Consider the following 20,032-nt stretch of genomic DNA (forward strand, 5'->3'; position numbering starts at 1 on the left):
GAACAGCATGACCGAGAAACCTCAGATCGCCATCCAGATTGACCGCGTCTCCAAAGAATATCGCCTGGGCACGATCGGCCACGGCACGCTCTATCGCGACCTGCAAAGCTGGTGGGCGAAAATCCGCGGCCGGCCGGACCCGAATGCCCTGGTCTTCGCCGACAACGATCCGACCGCCGGCAAGAAGAACCTGAACCAGCGCTTCAAGGCGCTGGATGAAGTATCGCTGGATGTCCACAAGGGCGACATCATCGGCGTGATCGGCCGCAACGGCGCCGGCAAGTCGACCTTGCTCAAGCTGCTCTCGCGCATCAGCACGCCCAGCAGCGGCGAAATCCGCATCAGCGGACGCATCGCGAGCTTGCTGGAGGTCGGCACCGGCTTCCACGCCGAGCTGACCGGCCGCGAGAATGTCTACCTGAACGGCACCATCCTCGGGATGACCCGGGAAGAAATCGATGGAAAGTTCGACGAGATCGTCGCCTTTTCAGAGTTGGAAAAATTCATCGACACGCCGGTCAAGCGCTACTCTTCCGGCATGACGGTGCGGCTGGCGTTTTCCATCGCCGCACACCTGGAGCCTGAAATCCTGATCGTCGACGAGGTGCTGGCGGTGGGCGACACGTCCTTCCGCAAGAAATGCATCGGCAAGATGCAGGGCATCTCGCGCGATCACTCCCGCACCATCCTGTTCGTAAGCCACGACATGGGCGCGATCCGCAACCTGTGTACGCGCGGCGTCGTGCTGGAAAAAGGCAAGGTGATCTACGACGGCAACGTCGAAACCGCGGTCAAGACCTATAGCGAGATCAACAAGGACGAAGACCGCAAGGACGGCGTCTTCGAGTTCGACAAGGGAAGCCGCACGTTCCCGGTCCGCATTTCCAAGGCAACCCTGCGCAACGGCAAGGGCGACATCACCTCGCACGTCGAATCCATGGACGCCGTCACCCTCAGCGTGGCGCTGGACGGCGAGCCGCCGCAGGGCGGCTTCAACCTGGAGTGGCGACTGTATTCCTACCGCGGGGAGGCGCTGGCCTACGGCTCCAGCTACGCCCTGGACGCCAAGACCTACGGCCCGGAAGACCGGGAGATCCATTGCCGCATCGACAGCCTGCCGCTGGCAGCCGGTGAATATCATCTCACCCTGATGCTGCGCATCTGGGGCCAGGAAGCCTGGGACTACATCGAGCGCGCAGTGCTCTTCGAAGTGCTGCCGCGCCCGCACGAACAGACCGGATTTGAATACATGCTGGAGAGCTCCGGTCCGTTCCGGATTTCCCAGGAATGGTATTGACGCGTTGAATCGAGGAAAAAGACAGTAATGGCGACGACAAAGGATCAGCGCATCCATATTTCCATGATCATGTACGGGGGTCTTTCCTACGGCGGCGCGCATCGCCAGACCATCCGGCTGGCCTGCGCGCTGGACCGCACCCGTTTTGCGATCAATTATTTCTGGTGCAAGCCGAACCAGGACCTGAACTCCGACTTCGTCTGGCCGGAACTCGACTATTCCAACATCGAGCTGATGCGCAGCCACGGCATCAATGTCATCGAGTTCAAGACGCAGACGCGTGACATCGCCAACAAATACCACCCGTGGATCAACACCACCTTCTTCGAAGAATACGCCAAGGTGCGCACCGATCTGGTGTTCGCCAGCAGGGGCGGCTATCCGGAATATCCGTTCATCAAGTTGCGCGAGCCCATCATCGAATGGAATATCTTCGGCTGCGCTGATCCGTCACCCAATATGGTCTGCTCGGCGGCGATCAGCCATTGGGCGCACGCCAACTGGAAAAAGGCGGGACTCCCCCTCGATGCCGAGATCATCTATCCAGCGGTGCCGGGGCCGGCGGATGTCAGCGACCTGCGCGCCAAACTTGGCATCGGCGACGACGCCGTCGTGCTTGGCTTTCACCAGCGCCAGGACGACCACATCTATGGCGACCATGCGCTCAGGGCCTATGCGGCCGCACTGCCGACGCTGCAAAAGCCGAGCAGCTTCATCATCGTGGGCGGTTCGCCCAAGTATCGTGCGCTGGCCGCCGAACTGGGCGTGGACGTTCACTTCCTGCCCATCGCCAAGGAATACGAAGACGTTTCCAGCTTCCTTCACACGCTGGATATCTTCGCCCACTCGGGCGGCGCTGGCGAGGCTCACGGCACGGTCATCCAGGAAGCGATGATGCACGGCCTGCCCTCGATCACCATGCTGCTCGAAGGCAAGGCCGACGGCCAGGTCGGCACCATGGCCGGCACCGGCCTGGTGACGCGCACGGTCGGCGAATATGCCCAGGCCATCACCGATCTGGTCAATGACGGCGACCGCCGCCACGCGCTGGGCGCGCAGGCGCGCGCGATCGCCAGCGAGCGCTACGCGATCGCGCCGGTGACGCGCCGCTTCGAGGAGATCTTCACGGAAAAGGCCGCCGCCTATCGTGGCCGTCGCTTCTCCCCTCTCAACAGGGTGGCGCTGGACTTCATGATCGAGAGCAGCCCTTTCCTGAAAAAGCTGCGCGCGCGCCTGCCGTTCCTGCGACGCTTCATCTGACAGAATCCGCCAACATGAACGCCGACCGCCGTGCCGCCAACGTCACAGACGCCCTGCGTCTGCTGGGCGCATTGTGCGTCGTCTGGTACCACAATCCGCTGTACTGGAACCTGCAAGGCCATTTGGCTTCGGTGGATACGGTCAAGATGGTGGTGCTGGGGTGGTCGATGCCGTTCTTCTACGCGACCTCGGCCAGGTTCGCTTTCACCGGCAAGTCACCGGCGCGTCTGCTGCCGCGCATGGCGACCCTGCTGGGGCTGGTCATCTTCTACACGGCGCTGTATGAACTGGCGCACTGGCGCAGCGAAACCGGACTGGTGGCGCGCTGCCTGGGCGACGCCGGCGGCTGCTCCGCATCGCTGGTTTTCGACACCCTGCGCAATGTCGGCAATACGCCCGGCTACTACCTGTCGGATCTGCTGTCGATGTATCTGCTGGCCTGCCTGGCAGGCATCAGTCCGGCGCTCGGCTGGATCATGGCCGGCGCAGCCTGGATCGCGCTGCTGCTGGGCCAGGTCAAACTGGGAGGCCTGTTCCTGAACCCGCTGGCGCTGGGCTGTCTGTCAGTCGCCCTGCTCTACCGCCTCCTGCTTGCGCCGCGACTGCGCGCCATGCCGCGGCTGCGACTGCCGGCGCCGATGGTGCTGCCGCTTCTGGCGCTGCTGCCGCTGGTCTGGGGCGCAGCCAATGTACTCCTGGCGCAAAACGACTATTGGCGCGACACTGGCCGTATTGTCCTGTTCGGCCTGTTGCTGCTGCCGTTCCTGGCCATTGACGACGGTTCGGAAAGCGACTCGCGCCTGCTGGCAGTACTGTCGCGATGGGGGCGGCAGTACGCCTTCGGCATCTTCATCTTCCACCAGCTGTGCTTCGACCTTCTGGGCGCGCGCGCAGCGGCGTGGGTCCAGCGGCTGTTGCACGTCCAGGATGAACTGGGCCTGTACCTGGTGGCCGGCGTAGCGGCGACGCTTGCGGCCCTGGCCCTCACCGCGCTGACAAGAAAGATGGCGCCGGCATTGCTGGCATCCTGAATCCAGACACCACTATCAAATCAAAACTTTCGGAGCCTCACATGCGACACCTGCTGCGCACCACCATCGCAAAAATGAAGAAAAAGTGGACCGACACCTATTATTCCGAGGTACTCGGCATCCACGGCCAATACGGCGAGGACATCATCCTCGACCGCCTGATGGGCAATCCCGGCAGCGGCTTTTATATCGACATCGGCGCCAACGATCCCAACAAGTTCAGCAACACGCTGCGCTTTTATGAACGCGGCTGGTCGGGCATCAACGTCGAGCCGAATCCGGTCAAGCATCGCGACATCTGCGCCGCCCGCCAGCGCGACACCAACCTTAACGTTGGCGTGGGCCCCGATGCCGCAGTGTTGCCGTTCTATGTGATCGATCCGGATACGCTCTCCACGTTCGACAAGAAAGTCGCCGACGTCGCCGTGCGCGAAGGTTTCAAGCTGGCCCAGACGCTCGACGTTCAGGTCATCCGGCTGGACGATATGGTCGCCGAACATGGCCGGGGTCGCGCAATCGACTTCATGTCCATCGACGTGGAAGGCTTCGAGGTGCCGGTGCTGTCCAGCAACGACTGGAGCAAGCACCGCGCCCGCTTCGTGATGCTGGAGGTCAATCGCGCCGAAGTTGAAATCGATGCGTTCATGTCGGGCATCGGCTATATCGACATCTTCAGCAACGGCACCAACAAGATCTATGCCGACGCGCAACGCTATCGAAACGGATCAGCGGCGCAATGAAGATCGCCCTCTGCAACGACATCTTTGAATTCGGTGGAAACCGCCTGGCCGACAGGCGCTGGGCGGGACGCTTTCCCGGCGCGGGCTGGGCCAGCGTGTTCTTCGAACTGGCCGCGCAGCGCGGCTGGGAAGTCGCCTCGGGCGAGATTGCGCTGTCGCACGTGCAGTGCGGCTACTGGCGCGCGGACGAGGTGCTGGTAGTGCAGGAACTTGATTCCGCATGGGGCGCGCGCCTGCGCGAAGCTGGCTGCCGTCCGCTGCTGCTGACCTGCCTGGAGTCGCCGCTGTACGCCAGCCTGTTCTTTGACCGCTGGCAATCGCTGGCGGCCTCGTTCCGCCACTACATGGTGCCGGCATCCGACGCCGCGCGCGCCGACGTCGCCGGCCACGCGCGCGGATGGCCGCTGCGCTTCCCCTGCTACTGGCAGCAGCAACGAAGCGCTCTTTCCGATTGGGCCACGCGCCCGGGCGATGTGGTCCTGGTCGCCGCCAACAAATACTGGAGCCATGAGGATCTCGCCGCCGCGCCGTCGTGGACGCGGCCGCGCAGCTACATTCAGTGGCGCCGCCATGACGCGATGGTGAAAGCGTCCCCGTCGCGTCGCCAGGCGCAGCGACAACAGCTGCACGACGCTCGTCTGGAAGCGATCACGGCGCTCAGCGCAGCCGGCATGCTGGACCTTTACGGCTCAGGCTGGGATCGGCTTTCGGTCTTGCCCCGCAGGTGGCAACAGCGGCTGGCCGATGTCAGTCTTCCCTATCGCGGCAAGGCTGCCGACAAGCATCAGCTGCAGTCCGGCTTCAAATTTGCCCTGTGCTTTGAAAACGTGTCCGCGCCCGGCTACGTCACCGAGAAAATCATCGAGGCGCTGGTCGCCGGCGCCATTCCGGTCTATCTGGGAGCGCCTGACATTGCCGATCACGTCCCGGCGAATGCCTTCATCGATGCCGGCCGGCTGGCGTCGATGGCCCAACTGCCGGAGACGCTCAACGCCGTCTCCGCGCAGGATGCGGCACGCATGATCGCCGCCGGCCAGGATTTCCTGGACAGCGAGGCGGGCCGCATGCACGCCTATGAAGGGTTCGCCGACTGGGTCGCCACGCTGGCGCAGGAGGCAACCCATGTCGTTTGATGCCACCGACATCGACATCTTCGTATTGACCTACAACCGCGCAGACCTGCTGCCGGCCACGCTGCGCAGCCTGTTGGCGCAAAGCGCCCGGGGCGCTGCCATCACGGTGCTGGATAACGCCAGCACCGATGGCACCGAGGCGGCAGTACTGGAATTTCGCACGGCCGGCGTGCGCTACGAGCGCGCCCCCGCCAATCTCGGCTGGGCCGGCAATCTGGCGCGCGCGCAGGCGCTGGCGCAGCGACGCTGGACGCTGGTGTTCCACGATGACGACCTGCTTCACCCGCAGTATCTGGAGTACGCGCTGCAAGCCATCAACAGCATGCCGGAGCTCGGCCTGCTGGCCAGCGCCATGAGTTTCGACAGCGCTCCCGATGAGTCCAACTGGCCGATCACGCCGCCGCGAACCCTGTTGTGCCGCGAGGCGGGTGATCTTGCCGCGCTGCTGTATGAAGGATTCCCGATACATTTCGGCTCTGCGCTGTATCGCAGCGACGTCCTGCGCTCCCTGACATGGGAGAGCGCCCAATACGGCAAGATCGCCGACCGCCCTTTCTTGCTGGCTGCGGCGGGCAGGCAGGCGACGCTGGTCTTTGTCAGTCCGCTGGTGCGCTACCGCGTGCATGCCAACCAGGACAGCGGCAGCGCCGAAACCGGACCGTTCTCGCCGCAGCTGGCGGCATTGCACCGCTGCTATCGCCGCCACACCGGCGAAAATCCGCTGTCGGTGCGGGGCCGCTGCTTCCTGCGCCACAATTATCGGGCCATCCGTGACGAGTTCTCACGTTTGCCGTCGGTCGACCGGGCCCGTTTTGCCTCGCTGTCCGAGTACCTGGATTTCGTGCGACAAGAAGGCGGCTGCACCCGCTTTTCGCTGGTAGCCGGGAGATTGGCGCTGGCGCTGGCCGCCATGCAGCGCACACTTTGCGCCTACGGCCGCGCCCTCGCGCGCAGGATGGGCGCATGACGACCGCATACACAGGCGCAACGAGCACGATGCTCACGGTTCTGACAGAACCGACGCCCTTCTTCAACGCCGGCGGACCGTGGCGCAACCTGAACCGTGCATTGCCCGGCCGCGCGCGCGCATGGCTGACGCGCGCATGGCGCCGCCCGGTGGGCGGACACGCTGCCGTAACACGCAGCCTGCTCGACGGCCTGCGCTCGCTGGCAGCGCCCCACAACTACAACCCGCCGCTCGCCTCCCGCATCGCCGCGCACTGCGTGGTGCTCAGCAACGCCGAGGCGCTGCGCCAGGCCATCCAGCTCAAGCGCAGCGGTCGCATCCGGCGCCTGCTGGCCGGCCCCAACTTGTTTACCTTGCCGACCGAAATGGACGGCTTGCTGACCAGTCCGGAAGTGGATGTCTGCCTGGTGCCGTCGGCATGGGTCAAAGAGCTTTACCTGTCGATGGCGCCCGCCTTGGCCGGACGCATCGAGGTGTGGGCCGCCGGCGTCGACACGTCGGTCTGGAGCGCGCCGGCCAGGCCGACCGAAGACCGGCGGCAGCCGTCAGTCCTGCTCTATGCCAAAAGCGCGATGTCCGAATCCGAGCTTGCGGCCTTGAGCGCAGGCCTGTCGCGCCAGGGCGCCAGGGTCACCCGGCTCGACTATGGCCGCTACGACGCCGCGCAGTTTCGCCAGGCGTTGGCGTCGGCGGATCTTTGCGTGTTCGTCAGCGCGTCCGAGTCACAGGGCATTGCATTGCAAGAGGCATGGTCGTGCAACAAACCCACCTGGGTATTCGATCCACGCAGCTGGACCGACCCGCACGGTCAACATCATCCGGCTTCGTCGGCGCCCTACCTGACCCCGGATTGCGGCCACACGTTCAGCGACGCGCCGGCACTGGAAATGCTGCTCGATAACTGGAAAAATGGCAGCCTGCAATATCGCCCGCGCGCCTGGGTTGAGCAACACATGACTGATACCATCAGCGCCACCAGACTGCTCCATATTCTCTTCAACCAAAAAGGTCGACTGTGAAACTACATTTGGGCTGCGGCCAGAATTATCTCGACGGCTACGTCAATATCGACTTTCCGCCTTCCGAGCATACCGTCCAGGAAAAATCCATTGCCGATCGCCTGGAAGACATTACCGCCCTGCGCTTCCCCGCCGGCACCATCGAAGAAGTGCGTCTGCACCATGTGTTCGAACACTTCCGCCGCCCGCAGGTCACCGGCATGCTGGCCTGCTGGAACAGCTGGCTGACCCTCGGCGGCACCGTGCACATCGAAGTGCCGGACCTGGGACGGATGGCGCGCGTATTCGCCAACCCGTTCGCCAGCCTGGCCTCGCGCGCCGTGGCCGAACGCCACCTGTTCGGCTCGCACGAGGCCGGCTGGGCCGCTCACTACGAAGGCTACGATGAGTCGCTGCTGCGTCATATGTTCGACGCCCTCGGCTTCGAGGTTGCCGAGGTCAAGCGCCAGCACTGGCGAGGCACGGACAATATCCACGTGATCGGCAAGAAGGTGCGCGCGCTCGTGGCGGGTGACGATGCGACCGTCTCCGGCCGGCGCTTCCTCTCTTCGTTCCTGGTCGACGACAGCCCGGGAGAACTGCGTATGCTGGAAATCTGGCTGGAAGGCTTCCAGCGCCAGGTCGCCGCAGGCTGGGCCACGGACTGAGCATGCAAGACAAGGGACTCGTGTCCGTCATCATCCCGACCTGGAACAGGGAGCGGGATCTGGCGCACGCCATCCGTTCCGCACTGACGCAGACTTACCGGAATCTGGAAGTACTGGTGTGCGATGACGGCTCCACCGACACATCGCGCGATCTGGTCGAGCAGATCGGCGACGCGCGCGTGCGCTGGATCGAGGGCGCCCACGCCGGCCTGCCTTCGGTACCACGGAACCGAGGCATGCGTGCGGCGCGCGGTGAGTGGATCGCCTTCATGGACAGCGACGACACCTGGCTTGAAGACAAGCTGGCGCGCCAGCTGGTGCGCATGAGCGCCGCCGGCGGGATGCCGCGCGCCTCCTGCGGCAATGCGCTGCGACGCATCGGACCGGAATCTCCGGCGCCCGACGCGCCGCTGCTGCTGGCGCAAACCGAAGACACCGAGCTTCCCTTAAGTGACTTGATGCAAAGCAATTCGGTCGTCACCAGCACGGTGGTGCTGCATCGCTCGTTGCTGCCCGCCATCGGCGAGTTCCCGACGAGCCGCGGCCTGAAAGTCGGCGAAGACTACGCTTACTGGCTGCGCGCGGCGAGCCTGACTCCGTTTGCCTTTCATGGCGCGGCGCTGGCCAGCTACGCCGATATTCCGGCCGCCAGCGTACGCGCCTCGGTACGCAACGAAACCCTGGCCAAGCTGCGCGTCTATCGTGACTATTTCGGCTGGTTGAGCGTCTCTTATCCCCATCGCCTGGCCACCGTACTGCCGCTATGCCTGTTCCTCGAATCCAGGAATGCGCTGCTGCGCCGCTGGTGGCGTCTGCGCAACCGGCTGGGATTGCTCAGGCGCAGGCTTTTCCCGCAAGGGCGGCAGCGATGAACGAACCAAGCGAAAATAATTTTCAAGCTCCGGAAAGACCCATGCATCCGTCCAGTACCGCAGCGCCCCTGGTCAGCATCCTCATGCCGGTCTACAACGGCGAGCGCTACCTGCGCGCCGCCATAGACAGCATGCTGGCGCAGACGCAAACCGATTTCGAGCTGATCGCCATCGACGATGCCTCATCCGACGGCAGCGCCGCGATCCTCGCCTCCTATGCCGATGCGCGCCTGCGCGTGCTCACGCAGGAGGTCAACACCGGCATCGTCGGCGCGCTCAACAATGGCCTGGCCTGCGCGCGCGGCCGTTATATCGCCCGCATGGATGCGGACGACATCAGCTACGCGCAAAGGCTCGAAAAACAGACCGTCTTCATGGAGGCGCATCCCGAGATCGGCCTGCTGGGCAGCTGGATCCGCGGCTTCGGCGACGTGCGCCGCAAGTACGTGCACCGTTATCCGCAGCAACACGACGATATCCGCGCGCTGATGCTGTTCGAAAATCCGTTCGCCCATTCCACCGTGATGTTCCGACGCGCCCTGCTGATTGAGCATGGGCTGCAGTATTCCGAACGCTTCAAGTATGTCGAAGACTGGGCGCTGTGGTGGCAGCTCTCGTCGGTGAGCCGCGTGGCCAATCTGCCCGAAGTGTTGGTGGACTATCGCATCAACAAGGCCGGCAGCAGCTACACCGGCACCAGCATCCAGACCACGTCGCGCCTGCGTTTCGTCGAAGAGCGGCTGGCCGAAGCCGGGCTGCCCTACCATCCCGCGCTGGCGGAAATGGCACCGGCGTCGCTGGACGAGCTGCGCACGCTGTCGCGCGCCTTCGACGCGCTGCCGCCTGCCAACGCCGCCAGCGGCTATATGGATGCCGCCGCCCTGCAGGCCTGCATCGGCCGCCTGTGGTTCCGCTCCTGCTATCGGTCGCGCCGCCAGGGCCTGGCCGTGGCGCGGCTGTATTTCTCCAACCCGCACGCACCGATGTCGCGGCCGCAGCGCTTCCTGCGAGGCCTCAGCATCGTGTTCCGCTCTTACGCCCGCCACATGCTCGATTGCGCCAGAAACATGACGACAGGCCGCGCCGGGAGAATCTCTTGAAGATCCTGTTCTGCTGCGAATTTTTCCACCCCAGCGTCGGCGGCGCGCAGGAAGTCGTCAAACAAATCGCGCTGCGGCTGGCTGCGCGGGGACACCAGGTCGGCGTCGCCACGTCCTTCCTCGAGAACCGCCAGTCTGATCAATACCGGGGCGTTGCCATCCACGCGTTCAATGTGCGAGGCAACAAGGTCAAGGGCATGTCGGGAGAGATCGAGCGCTATCGCAATTTCATCCGCGACGGCGCCTACGACCTGATCTTCATTTATGCCGCCCAGCAATGGACCCTGGACGCCATCCTGGACGATCTGCCGCACCTCAAAACGCGCACGGTGCTGGTGCCCTGCGGCTATTCCGGACTGCCCGATCCGGCCTACCGCGACTATTTCGCGCAGTTGCCCGATGTGCTGCGCAGCTTCGATGCCCTGGTCTACCATGCCCACGACTATCGCGATGTCCGCTTTGCCGCGCAGCATGGCCTCGACAACTCCGTGTTTGTCCCCAACGGCGCCGACGATCTTGAATTCGCGCGCGAAGGGGACGGCGGTTTTCGCCGTGCTCAGGGCATGGTCGACGATGAGCTGCTGCTGCTCACCGTGGGATCTCTCAACGGCGCCAAGGGCCATCTCGAGATCGCAGAGGCCTTCGCCCGGGCCGAGATCGCAGGAAAGGCCACGCTGGTGCTCAACGGCAATGCCATGCCGCCTACCGGCGACGCGCTCGGCGCCGGCCTGCGCAAGCTGCTGGTCATGCTGAAGGCGCGCGGCGCAGTCGCCACCATGCGCTTCGTCGCCGGCCGCCTGCTGCACGCACTGGGATTCAGACCCGATTATTGGGAACGCCTGCGGCGCGTGATGGACGCTGTCAATCGCCGACCGGCATCAGGCAAGCGTATCTTGATGATCGACCTGCCGCGCCAGGAGCTCATCGGCGCCTTCCTTGAGGCCGATCTGTTCGTGTTCGCCTCGCTGATTGAATATTCCCCGCTGGTGTTGTTCGAGGCCTGCGCCGCCGGCCTGCCCTTCCTGACCGTCCCGGTAGGCAATTCGCGCGAAATCGTCGAATGGACCCAAGGCGGGGAACTGTGCCCGGCGCCGGTCGATGGCCAAGGTTTCACGCGCGTCGATCCGCAGGTTCTTGGCGCCCATATCGCGCGCCTGGCAGCCGACCCGGCGCGCCTGGCAGAACTGTCCGCCAATGGCCGCCGCGCCTGGCAGGAACACTACAACTGGGACACCATCTCTCGGCAATACGAAGCACTGTTCTCCAGGCTGCTCCACTCACCCAAACAAGCTTGACCCCATCATGAAAAACAACGTCACCGTCGCCCTCCACGGCGGCCTGGGCAACCAGCTGTTCCAATACGCCACCGGCCTGGCTCTGGCGCGGCACCATCAGGCCAGGCTGGAGCTGGATCTGACCTGGTTCCAGCTGGTGCACCATCTGCCCAACACCACGGTGCGCCGTTACGCGCTGGCCCCGTTCGGGGTGCAAGAGCGCACGAAATCCAGGCCGACTCCGGAGGGTACGCCGCTGCGCTTCTTCCTGTATCGCGTCATGAGCAAGCTGCGCCGTGAACTGGGATTGAATACGCAGGGCGCCACGACGCTCAACGAAAAGAGTTTCCGTTTCGATGCCGCAATCTACAATGCGCCGCCGCCGGTCTTCCTTTACGGCTACTGGCAATCCCATCTGTACTTCGACGCCATCCGCGCCGAGCTGCGCGCGCTGATCGGCACGCCGCGCGAGATGAGCGAAGCCAGCGCCGCATTGCACCGGCAGATCCTTGCATCGGACGCCATCTGCCTGCACGTACGGCGGGGCGACTACATCACCAACCAGCATGCGGCCACCACTCACGGCCTGTGCGACATGAGCTACTACCACACCGGCATCGCCGCGGCCCGACAAGGCTTGCCCGCGCCGCATGCCTACCTGTTCTCCGACGATCCGGAGTGGGTAAAAGCCAACCTCAAGCTGGACATCCCCATGACCGTGGTCGACGCCAACGGTCCCGACGATGCCCATCAGGATCTTTGGCTCATGAGCGCCTGCAAACGCTTCGTGATCGCCAACAGCTCGCTGAGCTGGTGGGGAGCCTGGCTGTCTGATGCGCCGTCCAAGGTCGTGGTGGCGCCCCGCAAATGGTTCGCCGACGACAAGCTGGACACCGCCGACCTCATCCCGGAAGAGTGGCTGCGCGCCTGAGGCGCGCGGGCGGCAATGAGATCGACGGCATCAGGCCCCGGTGCACGAACGTTCGCGCAGCGATCGCTTGAGGGCGTCCCACGCATGAAGCTGCGTCTCGCTGGCCGGCGCCAGCCGGTTGCGCGCGGCCGAGAAGCCGCAACAGATGAACAGGAAATCCGACAGGATCTTGGCAGGCTGGCGCAAGCAAACCAGAATGCCGTCGCGGCGACGGCCACCGCTGAAGGCGGCGCCGGCGATCACCTTCCAGAACCGCAGGCGCCGCCCTAGCAGCTTGCGAAATGAGGTACGGTCGTCCCGATATGCCAGCAATACCTCCTCCATGCCCGCGAACTCGCTGACACCGAAGGATCGATACAGCAGGTGCTGGTCTTCCGCGCCGTCGGCAGTAGAGATATAGCGATGTCGGCGGAACCAAGCGGTTCTTCCCATCCACGCTGGATGAGGAAAATGGAAGCCATTCCACGGGCGGGCACAGATTTGCGCATGCGCGGCGGCAACCCGGACGATTCCCCCTGCTTGGCCATCGCTGGTGAAGGTAAGCACCGACGAGGCGACAAGATCCACTCCGGGCCGGGCGTTGAGAACGTCGATCTGCCGCTGCAGGCGCTGCGGAAAACTCATGTCGTCGGCGTCCATGCGGCAAAAGTACTCGCCGCGCGCCATATCGAGCGCCTGGTTCAGGCGACTGGAAATGCCACGGTTGGCACCGTCGCTGATCCATTGAATGCGCGCATCCCGGAAGCGGGCGGCGACTTGCGCGCTGCCGTCGGTGGAACCATCGTCCAGCAGCAGCAACTCCCAGTTCTCCCAGGATTGCTGAAGGATGGATTCGATGGCGTCAGCCAGCGTCGACTGGGCGTTGTAGATCGGCAAGCCAATCGTCACCAGAGGTTGTTCAGCCATGCCTGAAATCACGATCTTTTAGCGTTTTGATGCGCAAGTATAATTCCAAGTCCAAACCATTCAATCACAGAAATAGAATTTCGACGCCTCCATGCCTACTCGCGCCAGCACCATTGTCATCGGCGATCTGCAGGGCTGCTGCGACTCGCTGGACCAATTGATCCGGCGGCCTGACCTGCAAGCGCAACACCTGATCTTCGCCGGCGACCTCATCAACCGCGGCCCCCAATCGCTGCAAACGCTGCGCACCGTGATGGCCATGGGCGACCGCGCGCGGGCCGTGCTGGGCAACCATGACCTGCACCTGCTGGCCGTCTCCCAGGGCATCCGCCCCCTGCACCGGGACGACACCCTGCATGAGATCCTGGATGCGCCCGACCGCGACGAGCTGATCGACTGGCTGCGCCGCCGGCCTCTGGCCATTCGCGAAGGAAACCACTTGATCGTGCATGCCGGCGTGCTGCCGCAATGGGACGTGGAGCAGGCGCTGGCGTTGGCCGGTGAAGTGGAGACGATGCTGCAGAGCGACCGCTGGGTCGAATTCCTGACGCATATGTACGGCAACCAGCCGGCGCGCTGGAGCGACGATCTGCGCGGGCACGATCGCCTACGCTGCATCATCAACGCCTTCACGCGGGTGCGCTGGTGCTACGAGGACGGGACCATGGATTTCGCCACCAAGGACGGCGCCAGCGAACCGCCGCCGGGCCTGATGCCGTGGTTCGATGTGCCTGGACGGCGCACGCAGGAGGTGACCATGGTGTTCGGCCACTGGTCGACGCTGGGCCTGGTGATGCGGCCCGACCTGATCGCGCTGGATACCGGCTGCGTCTGGGGCGGCAAGCTCAGCGCGGTACGGCTTGAGGATCGGGCGCTGTTTCAGGTGGATTGCCCGCAGGCGAAGAAGCCGGGCTGAACTCGTCAAGCGAGTAACCCAGGCCGCCGGCGATGACGGCGCGCGAGATGCGCGCCAGGTCGCGCCGGTGCGCGCCTTCGGTGGAAATGACGGGCAGCTGCTTCAACTCGGCAGTCATGCCGTCCGCCTTCAGGATCGCCAGGATGCTTTCGACGATGCTCATGTCGCCGATGAAATTGGCGGCCTCATGCAGCCGGCCGTCGCGCCCCACATAGCGCAGCGCGTACGGCTGCACCGGCGCACGGGCGTCAATCGCAGCCTCGAACAGGTTGGCGTGGAACGGCAGCAGCGTGCCCTGCGGCGCGGTCGTGCCTTCCGGGAAGAAGGCCACGTGCTCGCCCCGCTCGATGCTCTCCACCAGCCCCTTGAAGATGCGGCGCACATCGCTGGCCTTGCCGCGCGAGATGAAGATGGTGCCGGTCTTGGCGCACAGCCAGCCGATCAGCGGCCAGCCGCGGATGTCGGACTTGGCCACGAAGCGGCAGGGCTGCAGCGAATTGACCACGAAGATGTCGAGCCAGCTGATGTGATTGGCCACCAGCAGCGAACGGGGGATGGGTTGCGGGCTGTCGATACGGATGGCGATGCCGCAGATGCGCAGCAGCTTGCGCGACCAGCGGCGGATGTGCGCCTCCTGCCCCTTCGGTGATGCGAACGGGAACAGGAAGGCGCATACGGCCATGCCCTTGAACAAATGCGCGATCAGGCGCAGCAGACGAAAAACGAACATGGCTTGCTCAGCTGGTCGGCGGATGGATGAGGCGAACGATCAGCGCTCGAAGGCGATGTGGCCCGAGACGATGGTGGTCTTGACCACGCCCGGCAGCTCATAACCCAGGAACGGCGTGTGCTTGCCCTGGCTGGCCAGCGCCGCGCCCTCTACCTTCCACATGGCATTCGGATCGAACAGGCACAGGTCGGCCGCGCTGCCCAGCGCCAGGTTGCCGGCCTTCAGGCCTGCCACTTTGGCGGCGCGATGGGTGATCTTGGAGATCGCCTTGGACAGCACATCCTTGCCCTGGCCTTCGGACTCCAGCGCCCACTTCAGCGACAGCGACAGCAGCAGCTCCAAGCCGGTGGCGCCCGGCGAGGCTTCGCCGAAGGGCAGCAGCTTCTCGTCGTCGTCCACCGGGGTGTGGTCGGAACAGACCGCGTCGATGGTGCCGTCCAGCAGCGCCGCGCGGATCGCCTCGCGGTCGCGCTGCGAACGCAGCGGCGGCGTCAGGCGCGCGTTGGAGTCGAAGAAACCGATGTCCAGGTCGCACAGGTGGATGTGGTGCACGCCGACGTCGCAGGTGACCGGCAGGCCTTCGCTCTTGGCCTGGCGCACCAGCTCAAGGCCGGCAGCCGAGGACATGCGGCACAGGTGCACGCGCGCGCCGGTAGCGCGCATCAGTTCGAACAGCGTGTACAGCGCGATGGTTTCCGACATCACCGGCACGCCGGACAAGCCCAGGCGCGACGCCGCCGGGCCGCTGTGGGCGATGCCGGTGCGGCCCAGGTGCGGATCCTGCGGACGCAGCCAGACGGTGTAGTTGAAGGTCTTGGCGTATTGCAGCGCCGACAGCAGCACGGTGGTGTCGGTGATCGGCTCTTCGGCTTGCGAGAAGCCGATGCAGCCGGCGTCGGTCAGCTCGGCCATCTCGGTCAGCGCACGGCCCTTCAAGCCGGCGGTCAGCGCGCCCAGCGGATAGACGTGCGCCTGGTTCAGCGACTTGGCGCGGTGCTTCAGCATTTCCACCAGGCCGGGCTCATCCAGCACCGGATCGGTATCGGGCGGGCACACCAGGCTGGTCACGCCGCCCTGCACCGCGGCCTGCATTTCGGATTCCAGCGTGGCCTTGTATTCGTAGCCGGGCTCGCGCAGGCGCGCCGACAGGTCCACCAGGCCGGGGGCGACCACCAGGCCGGTGGCGTCGATGGTCTTGTTGGCGGTGAAGTCGGCCGGCGCCTGGCCGATGCCGACGATCTTGCCGGCGGCCACGTACAGGTCCTGCTGGGCATCGATGCCGTTGGCCGGGTCGATCAGCCGGCCGTTCTTGATATGCAGTTTCATCAGTTCAGTATCTTTTTAACGAGTCGTCAAAACGTCGCTTGCTCTGTCGTGCGGGCTCAGTTGCCGGCGACGATGCTCATCACCGCCATGCGCACCGCGATGCCGAAGGTCACCTGCGGCAGGATCACCGCCTGCGCGCCGTCGGCCACGGCCGAGTCGATTTCCACGCCGCGGTTCATCGGGCCCGGGTGCATCACGATGGCGTCCGGCTTAGCCAGCGCCAGGCGCTCGGGCGTCAGGCCGTAGCTCTTGAAGAACTCCTGCGCCGAGGGCAGCAGCGCGCCGCTCATGCGCTCGTTCTGCAGGCGCAGCATGATGATGACGTCGACGTCCTTCAGGCCTTCTTCCATGTTGTGGAACACGCGCACGCCCATCTGCTCCAGGCCGCCCGGCAGCAGCGTGCGCGGACCGATGGCGCGCACTTCGGGCACGCCCAGCGTGGTCAGCGCGTGGATGTCGGAGCGTGCCACGCGACTGTGCAGGATGTCGCCCACGATCGCCACGCGCAGGTTGGTGAAGTCCTTCTTGTAGTGGCGGATGGTGTACATGTCCAGCAGGCCCTGGGTCGGGTGCGCATGGCGGCCGTCGCCGGCGTTGACCACGTGGACGTGCGACTGCTTCGTGTCGATCAGGTGCTTGGCGATCAGGAACGGCGCACCGGACTGCGCGTGACGCACCACGAACATGTCGGCGTGCATCGCCGCCAGGTTGTCGATGGTGTCCAGCAGCGACTCGCCCTTGCTGGTGCTGGAGGCCTGGATGTTCAGGTTGATCACGTCCGCCGACAGGCGCTTGGAGGCGATCTCGAAGGTGGTGCGGGTGCGCGTGGAGTTCTCGAAGAACAGGTTGAACACGCTTTTGCCGCGCATCAGCGGCACCTTCTTCACTTCGCGGTCGCCGATGCTGACGAAGGACGACGCAGTGTCGAGGATGTGGTTGAGGATGGACTTGGGCAGACCTTCAATGGTCAGCAAGTGTTGCAGTTCGCCGTTTTTGTTCAGTTGTGGATTAAGCATGGACCACCGTCAGGGAGAATCGGCCGTCGTCGGCGCGTTGCAGTTGCAGGTTTTCTTGTTTGGAAAGGGTGACCGTCTCGGCCAGGAAATCGGCCGCGATCGGCAGCTCGCGCCCGCCGCGGTCGACCAGCGCCGCCAGCAGCACGCGCGCCGGGCGGCCGTAGTCGAACAGCTCGTTGATCGCCGCGCGGGTGGTGCGGCCGGTGTAGAGCACGTCGTCGACCAGCACGATGGTGGCGCCTTCGACGTCGAACGGAATCTGGCTGGGCTTGACGTCGGAACGCAGGCCCTTCTCGGAAAAGTCGTCGCGGTAGAACGAGACGTCGACGAAACCCAGGCGCTCGCCCAGCTGCAGTTCGCCGGCCAGGCGCTCGGCCAGCCACGCGCCGCCGGAATGGATGCCGACCAGCGCCACGTCGTTGGCGCCTTGCAGGCCGGCTTTGATCTGTTGCGCCAGGTTCTGGTACAGCGCTTCGGCGTCAAGCTTGGAAGGTGTTGTGCTCATGAATGTGCGTCGTCAAAGTATTGCTGCAAAATGATGGCGGCCGCCTGGTCGTCGATCTGCTCGCCGCGCTGCTGCGCGATCACGGCCGACGAGTAACGCTCGTCGACCAGCGTCACCTCGACGCCGTAGCGGCCATGCAATTGGTTGGCGAAGCGCCGGCAGCGCACGCTCATCTCGTGCTCGGCGCCGTCCGGATGCAAAGGCAGGCCGACCACGCAGCGTGCCGGCTGCCACTCGCCGATCAGCTTGCCGATGGCGGCGAACTTGCCGTCGTTGGTCGGCTCGCCGATCACCGTCAGCGGCTGCGCCTGTTTCAGGCCGGTATTGCCCACGGCCACGCCGATGCGCTTCAAGCCGAAGTCGAAGGCCAGGATGGTTTCCAATGCGTCCTCAGGCCCGTCCGGCGTCGCCCGACAGCATCACCGGGTCGATGCCCAGCAAGGCCAGCGCGGCGGTGAATCGTTCTTCCACCGGCATCTCGAAGATGATGGCCGGATCGGCCTTCACCGTCAGCCAGCCGTTGCGGCCCAGCTCGTCCTCCAGCTGGCCGGCGCTCCAGCCGGAGCAGCCCAGCGACACCAGTACTCGCTGCGGACCGTCGCCGTGCGCCACGGCTTCCAGCACATCCTTGGAGGTGGTCAGCGAAATGTCGTCGGTCACCTGCAGGGTGGAGGAATACTTGTCGGCCTCGGGCGCCAGCGCCGAATGCAGCACGAAGCCGCGCTCCACCTGCACCGGACCGCCGAACATCACTGGGCGGCGGTACACCTCCGGCATGGCGTCGGGCGTGTCGGGCTTGATTTCGAGCTTCAGGTTGATGCGGTCGAACAGCACGTCCATGGTCATGTCGGTGGGCTTGTTGATGACCACGCCGAGCGCGCCGTTATGGTTGTGTTCGCACAGGTAGACCACGGTGCCACCAAAGATCGGGTCCAGCATGGACGGCATGGCGATCAGGAAGTGATTGGTCAGGTCCAGCTCGAGCGGCGCACGCGCTTCATCGTCCGACGCGCCGTCGCCGGACTCGCCCTCCTTCTCAGGATTGGCGGCAGCGGCCTTGCGGCGGGATGGGGTGGTGCGGAAGGGATCGAAAGTGCCAAAGGATTCCACGGATTCGTCGAAATCCTCGGCTGACAGGCTGAAGGGAGAATTACGTCTCTTGATCATCCCATCATTTTAGCAGTTTTGGCCGCTGCCCCGCGCCCGGTGCGGGTAAAACAGGGCAAGCAGGACCTGCCCGGCGGCATCATGGCCGCCGGCATCATTTCAAAAAGACAATTTCACCAGGGAAATATCAGATCACGCCGTGGCTCTTGAACCAGGCCACCACTTGCGTCCAGGCGTCCTTGGCGTCCGCCTCGACGTAGCTGGGACGATAGTCGGCGTTGAAGGCGTGGCCGGAGTTCGGGTAGACGTGGAATTCCGACTTGTTGCCGGCCTTTTGCAGCGCTTCCTTCATCTGTTCCACGGTGGTCACCGGAATGCCCTGATCCTTGCCGCCGTACAGGCCGATCACCGGCACCTTCAGCGACGGCGCGATATCGATGGGCTGCTGCGGGAACAGCGCGCTCTTTTCGCCGACGATGCGGCCGTACCAGGCGGCGCCGGCCTTGACCTTGGGGTTGTGGGCACTGTACAACCAGACGATGCGCCCGCCCCAGCAGAAGCCGTTGATGCCCAGGCGGCTGATGTCGCCGCCGTTTTCGCCGGCCCACTTCACGTAGGCGTCGATGTCGCCCATGACCTGTTCGTCAGGCACCTTGGAGATGATTTCCTTCTGCAGCTCGGCGATCGAGGTGTAAGCCATCGGGTTGCCCTGGCGCACGAAGAAGTCCGGCGCGATCGCCAGATAGCCCAGCTTGGCGAAGCGGCGCGCGATGTCGGCAATGTGCTCGTGCACGCCGAAGATCTCCGACACCACGATGACTACCGGCAGATTGGTCTTGCCTTCCGGTTGCGCGCGGTAGGCCGGCACGCGCTGGCCGTTGACGGTGATCGCCACTTCGCCGGCGGTCAGGCCGTTGGTGTCGGTCTTGATCATGGTCTGCGCGCACACCGGCAGCACGGCGGCGGCAAAGCCGGTGCCCAGCGCGGTCTTCAGGAAGGTGCGGCGATCCGGCGTGGCGGACAGGGCGGATTGGCCAAGCAGGCTGTCGAGGTCTTTGCGGAAATCGTTCATCGGGTTCTCCGTGGTTCAGGCTGGTTGCATCGGTTGTCATTGGCGCCGGCGCGCGGGGCGGCGGCGTGCTGCTCGTCACTGAAAGAGGCGAAAACGCTGGAAATGCTGGCTGGCGACCGGAGCATGCAAGCGTCGCAATAAAAAAGCGGCCTGCATGCAGGCCGCTTCGAGGTGGAAGACGAG

At 64.6% G+C, this 20,032-nt stretch carries 21 protein-coding genes; 13 read left to right on the plus strand and 8 right to left on the minus strand.

Features of this window, described 5'->3' with window-relative positions; translation table 11 throughout:
• Positions 1 to 7 precede the first annotated feature (7 nt).
• The 12 genes from J8I26_RS09700 to J8I26_RS09755 are packed head-to-tail and all read left to right on the plus strand — an operon-like array spanning position 8 to position 12,271.
• Positions 8 to 1,297, plus strand: a complete 1,290-nt coding sequence (locus tag J8I26_RS09700) for an ABC transporter ATP-binding protein (protein ID WP_209606577.1) — start codon at positions 8 to 10, stop codon at positions 1,295 to 1,297.
• Positions 1,298 to 1,324: 27 nt separating this feature from the next.
• Positions 1,325 to 2,557 carry a glycosyltransferase family 4 protein gene (locus J8I26_RS09705; protein WP_209606579.1) on the plus strand — a complete coding sequence of 411 codons (1,233 nt, stop codon included), beginning with the start codon at positions 1,325 to 1,327 and terminating at the stop codon, positions 2,555 to 2,557.
• Between the two features lie 14 nt (positions 2,558 to 2,571).
• Positions 2,572 to 3,588, plus strand: coding sequence for a hypothetical protein (locus J8I26_RS09710; protein WP_209606581.1), 1,017 nt, complete (start codon positions 2,572 to 2,574; stop codon positions 3,586 to 3,588).
• 41 nt (positions 3,589 to 3,629) lie between these two features.
• Positions 3,630 to 4,328, plus strand: coding sequence for an FkbM family methyltransferase (locus tag J8I26_RS09715; RefSeq protein WP_209606584.1), 699 nt, complete (start codon positions 3,630 to 3,632; stop codon positions 4,326 to 4,328).
• Complete coding sequence (locus J8I26_RS09720) at positions 4,325 to 5,461, plus strand: glycosyltransferase family 10 (RefSeq protein ID WP_209606585.1); 1,137 nt, start codon at positions 4,325 to 4,327, stop codon at positions 5,459 to 5,461. Before J8I26_RS09715 ends, J8I26_RS09720 begins: the two co-directional genes overlap by 4 nt.
• Complete coding sequence (locus J8I26_RS09725) at positions 5,451 to 6,428, plus strand: glycosyltransferase family 2 protein (protein ID WP_209606588.1); 978 nt, start codon at positions 5,451 to 5,453, stop codon at positions 6,426 to 6,428. Before J8I26_RS09720 ends, J8I26_RS09725 begins: the two co-directional genes overlap by 11 nt.
• Positions 6,425 to 7,447, plus strand: coding sequence for a hypothetical protein (locus J8I26_RS09730; RefSeq protein WP_209606589.1), 1,023 nt, complete (start codon positions 6,425 to 6,427; stop codon positions 7,445 to 7,447). Before J8I26_RS09725 ends, J8I26_RS09730 begins: the two co-directional genes overlap by 4 nt.
• Entirely contained in the window at positions 7,444 to 8,094 is a 651-nt protein-coding gene (locus J8I26_RS09735) for a hypothetical protein (protein WP_209606591.1), read from the plus strand. The genes J8I26_RS09730 and J8I26_RS09735 overlap by 4 nt, the downstream gene beginning before the upstream one ends.
• 2 nt (positions 8,095 to 8,096) lie before the next feature.
• The gene (locus J8I26_RS09740; protein ID WP_209606594.1) at positions 8,097 to 8,966 is read left to right on the plus strand and encodes a glycosyltransferase family 2 protein; all 870 of its coding nucleotides are present in this window, start codon (positions 8,097 to 8,099) and stop codon (positions 8,964 to 8,966) included.
• Between the two features lie 41 nt (positions 8,967 to 9,007).
• The gene (locus tag J8I26_RS09745) at positions 9,008 to 10,066 is read left to right on the plus strand and encodes a glycosyltransferase (protein WP_209606596.1); all 1,059 of its coding nucleotides are present in this window, start codon (positions 9,008 to 9,010) and stop codon (positions 10,064 to 10,066) included.
• Positions 10,063 to 11,361 (plus strand): glycosyltransferase family 4 protein, encoded by a 1,299-nt coding sequence (locus tag J8I26_RS09750; protein WP_209606598.1) that lies wholly within the window; start codon positions 10,063 to 10,065, stop codon positions 11,359 to 11,361. The genes J8I26_RS09745 and J8I26_RS09750 overlap by 4 nt, the downstream gene beginning before the upstream one ends.
• Before the next feature lie 7 nt (positions 11,362 to 11,368).
• Positions 11,369 to 12,271 (plus strand): alpha-1,2-fucosyltransferase, encoded by a 903-nt coding sequence (locus J8I26_RS09755; protein ID WP_209606600.1) that lies wholly within the window; start codon positions 11,369 to 11,371, stop codon positions 12,269 to 12,271.
• A gap of 30 nt (positions 12,272 to 12,301) precedes the next feature.
• Here J8I26_RS09755 and J8I26_RS09760 read toward each other — a convergent pair whose 3' ends face one another.
• Positions 12,302 to 13,177 (minus strand): glycosyltransferase family 2 protein, encoded by an 876-nt coding sequence (locus J8I26_RS09760; RefSeq protein ID WP_209606602.1) that lies wholly within the window; start codon positions 13,175 to 13,177, stop codon positions 12,302 to 12,304.
• A 91-nt stretch (positions 13,178 to 13,268) separates the two neighbouring features.
• Here J8I26_RS09760 and J8I26_RS09765 point away from each other — a divergent pair, with 91 nt between their 5' ends.
• Positions 13,269 to 14,093: a symmetrical bis(5'-nucleosyl)-tetraphosphatase gene (locus J8I26_RS09765; RefSeq protein WP_209606604.1), complete on the plus strand. Its 825-nt coding sequence runs from the start codon at positions 13,269 to 13,271 to the stop codon at positions 14,091 to 14,093.
• On the opposite strand, the gene J8I26_RS09770 is transcribed toward J8I26_RS09765, so the two are convergent.
• From J8I26_RS09770 to J8I26_RS09800, 7 genes are all read right to left on the minus strand, one after another.
• Positions 14,023 to 14,823, minus strand: coding sequence for a lysophospholipid acyltransferase family protein (locus J8I26_RS09770; protein ID WP_209606606.1), 801 nt, complete (start codon positions 14,821 to 14,823; stop codon positions 14,023 to 14,025). The two genes, J8I26_RS09765 and J8I26_RS09770, sit on opposite strands and share 71 nt — an antisense overlap.
• A gap of 39 nt (positions 14,824 to 14,862) precedes the next feature.
• Positions 14,863 to 16,149, minus strand: coding sequence for a dihydroorotase (locus J8I26_RS09775; RefSeq protein ID WP_209606608.1), 1,287 nt, complete (start codon positions 16,147 to 16,149; stop codon positions 14,863 to 14,865).
• A gap of 56 nt (positions 16,150 to 16,205) precedes the next feature.
• Complete coding sequence (locus J8I26_RS09780; RefSeq protein WP_209606610.1) at positions 16,206 to 17,165, minus strand: aspartate carbamoyltransferase catalytic subunit; 960 nt, start codon at positions 17,163 to 17,165, stop codon at positions 16,206 to 16,208.
• Entirely contained in the window at positions 17,158 to 17,670 is a 513-nt protein-coding gene (gene pyrR / locus J8I26_RS09785) for a bifunctional pyr operon transcriptional regulator/uracil phosphoribosyltransferase PyrR (protein WP_209606611.1), read from the minus strand. The genes J8I26_RS09780 and pyrR overlap by 8 nt, the downstream gene beginning before the upstream one ends.
• Complete coding sequence (gene ruvX, locus J8I26_RS09790; protein ID WP_209606613.1) at positions 17,667 to 18,053, minus strand: Holliday junction resolvase RuvX; 387 nt, start codon at positions 18,051 to 18,053, stop codon at positions 17,667 to 17,669. The genes pyrR and ruvX overlap by 4 nt, the downstream gene beginning before the upstream one ends.
• Before the next feature lie 7 nt (positions 18,054 to 18,060).
• A complete protein-coding gene (locus J8I26_RS09795; RefSeq protein ID WP_209606614.1) occupies positions 18,061 to 18,837 on the minus strand; it encodes a YqgE/AlgH family protein in 777 nt (258 codons plus the stop codon).
• A gap of 127 nt (positions 18,838 to 18,964) precedes the next feature.
• Positions 18,965 to 19,849 (minus strand): dienelactone hydrolase family protein, encoded by an 885-nt coding sequence (locus J8I26_RS09800; protein WP_209606616.1) that lies wholly within the window; start codon positions 19,847 to 19,849, stop codon positions 18,965 to 18,967.
• Positions 19,850 to 20,032: the final 183 nt, after the last annotated feature.

It is taken from the genome of Herbaspirillum sp. LeCh32-8 (assembly GCF_017814915.1).
Classification (GTDB): domain Bacteria; phylum Pseudomonadota; class Gammaproteobacteria; order Burkholderiales; family Burkholderiaceae_D; genus Herbaspirillum.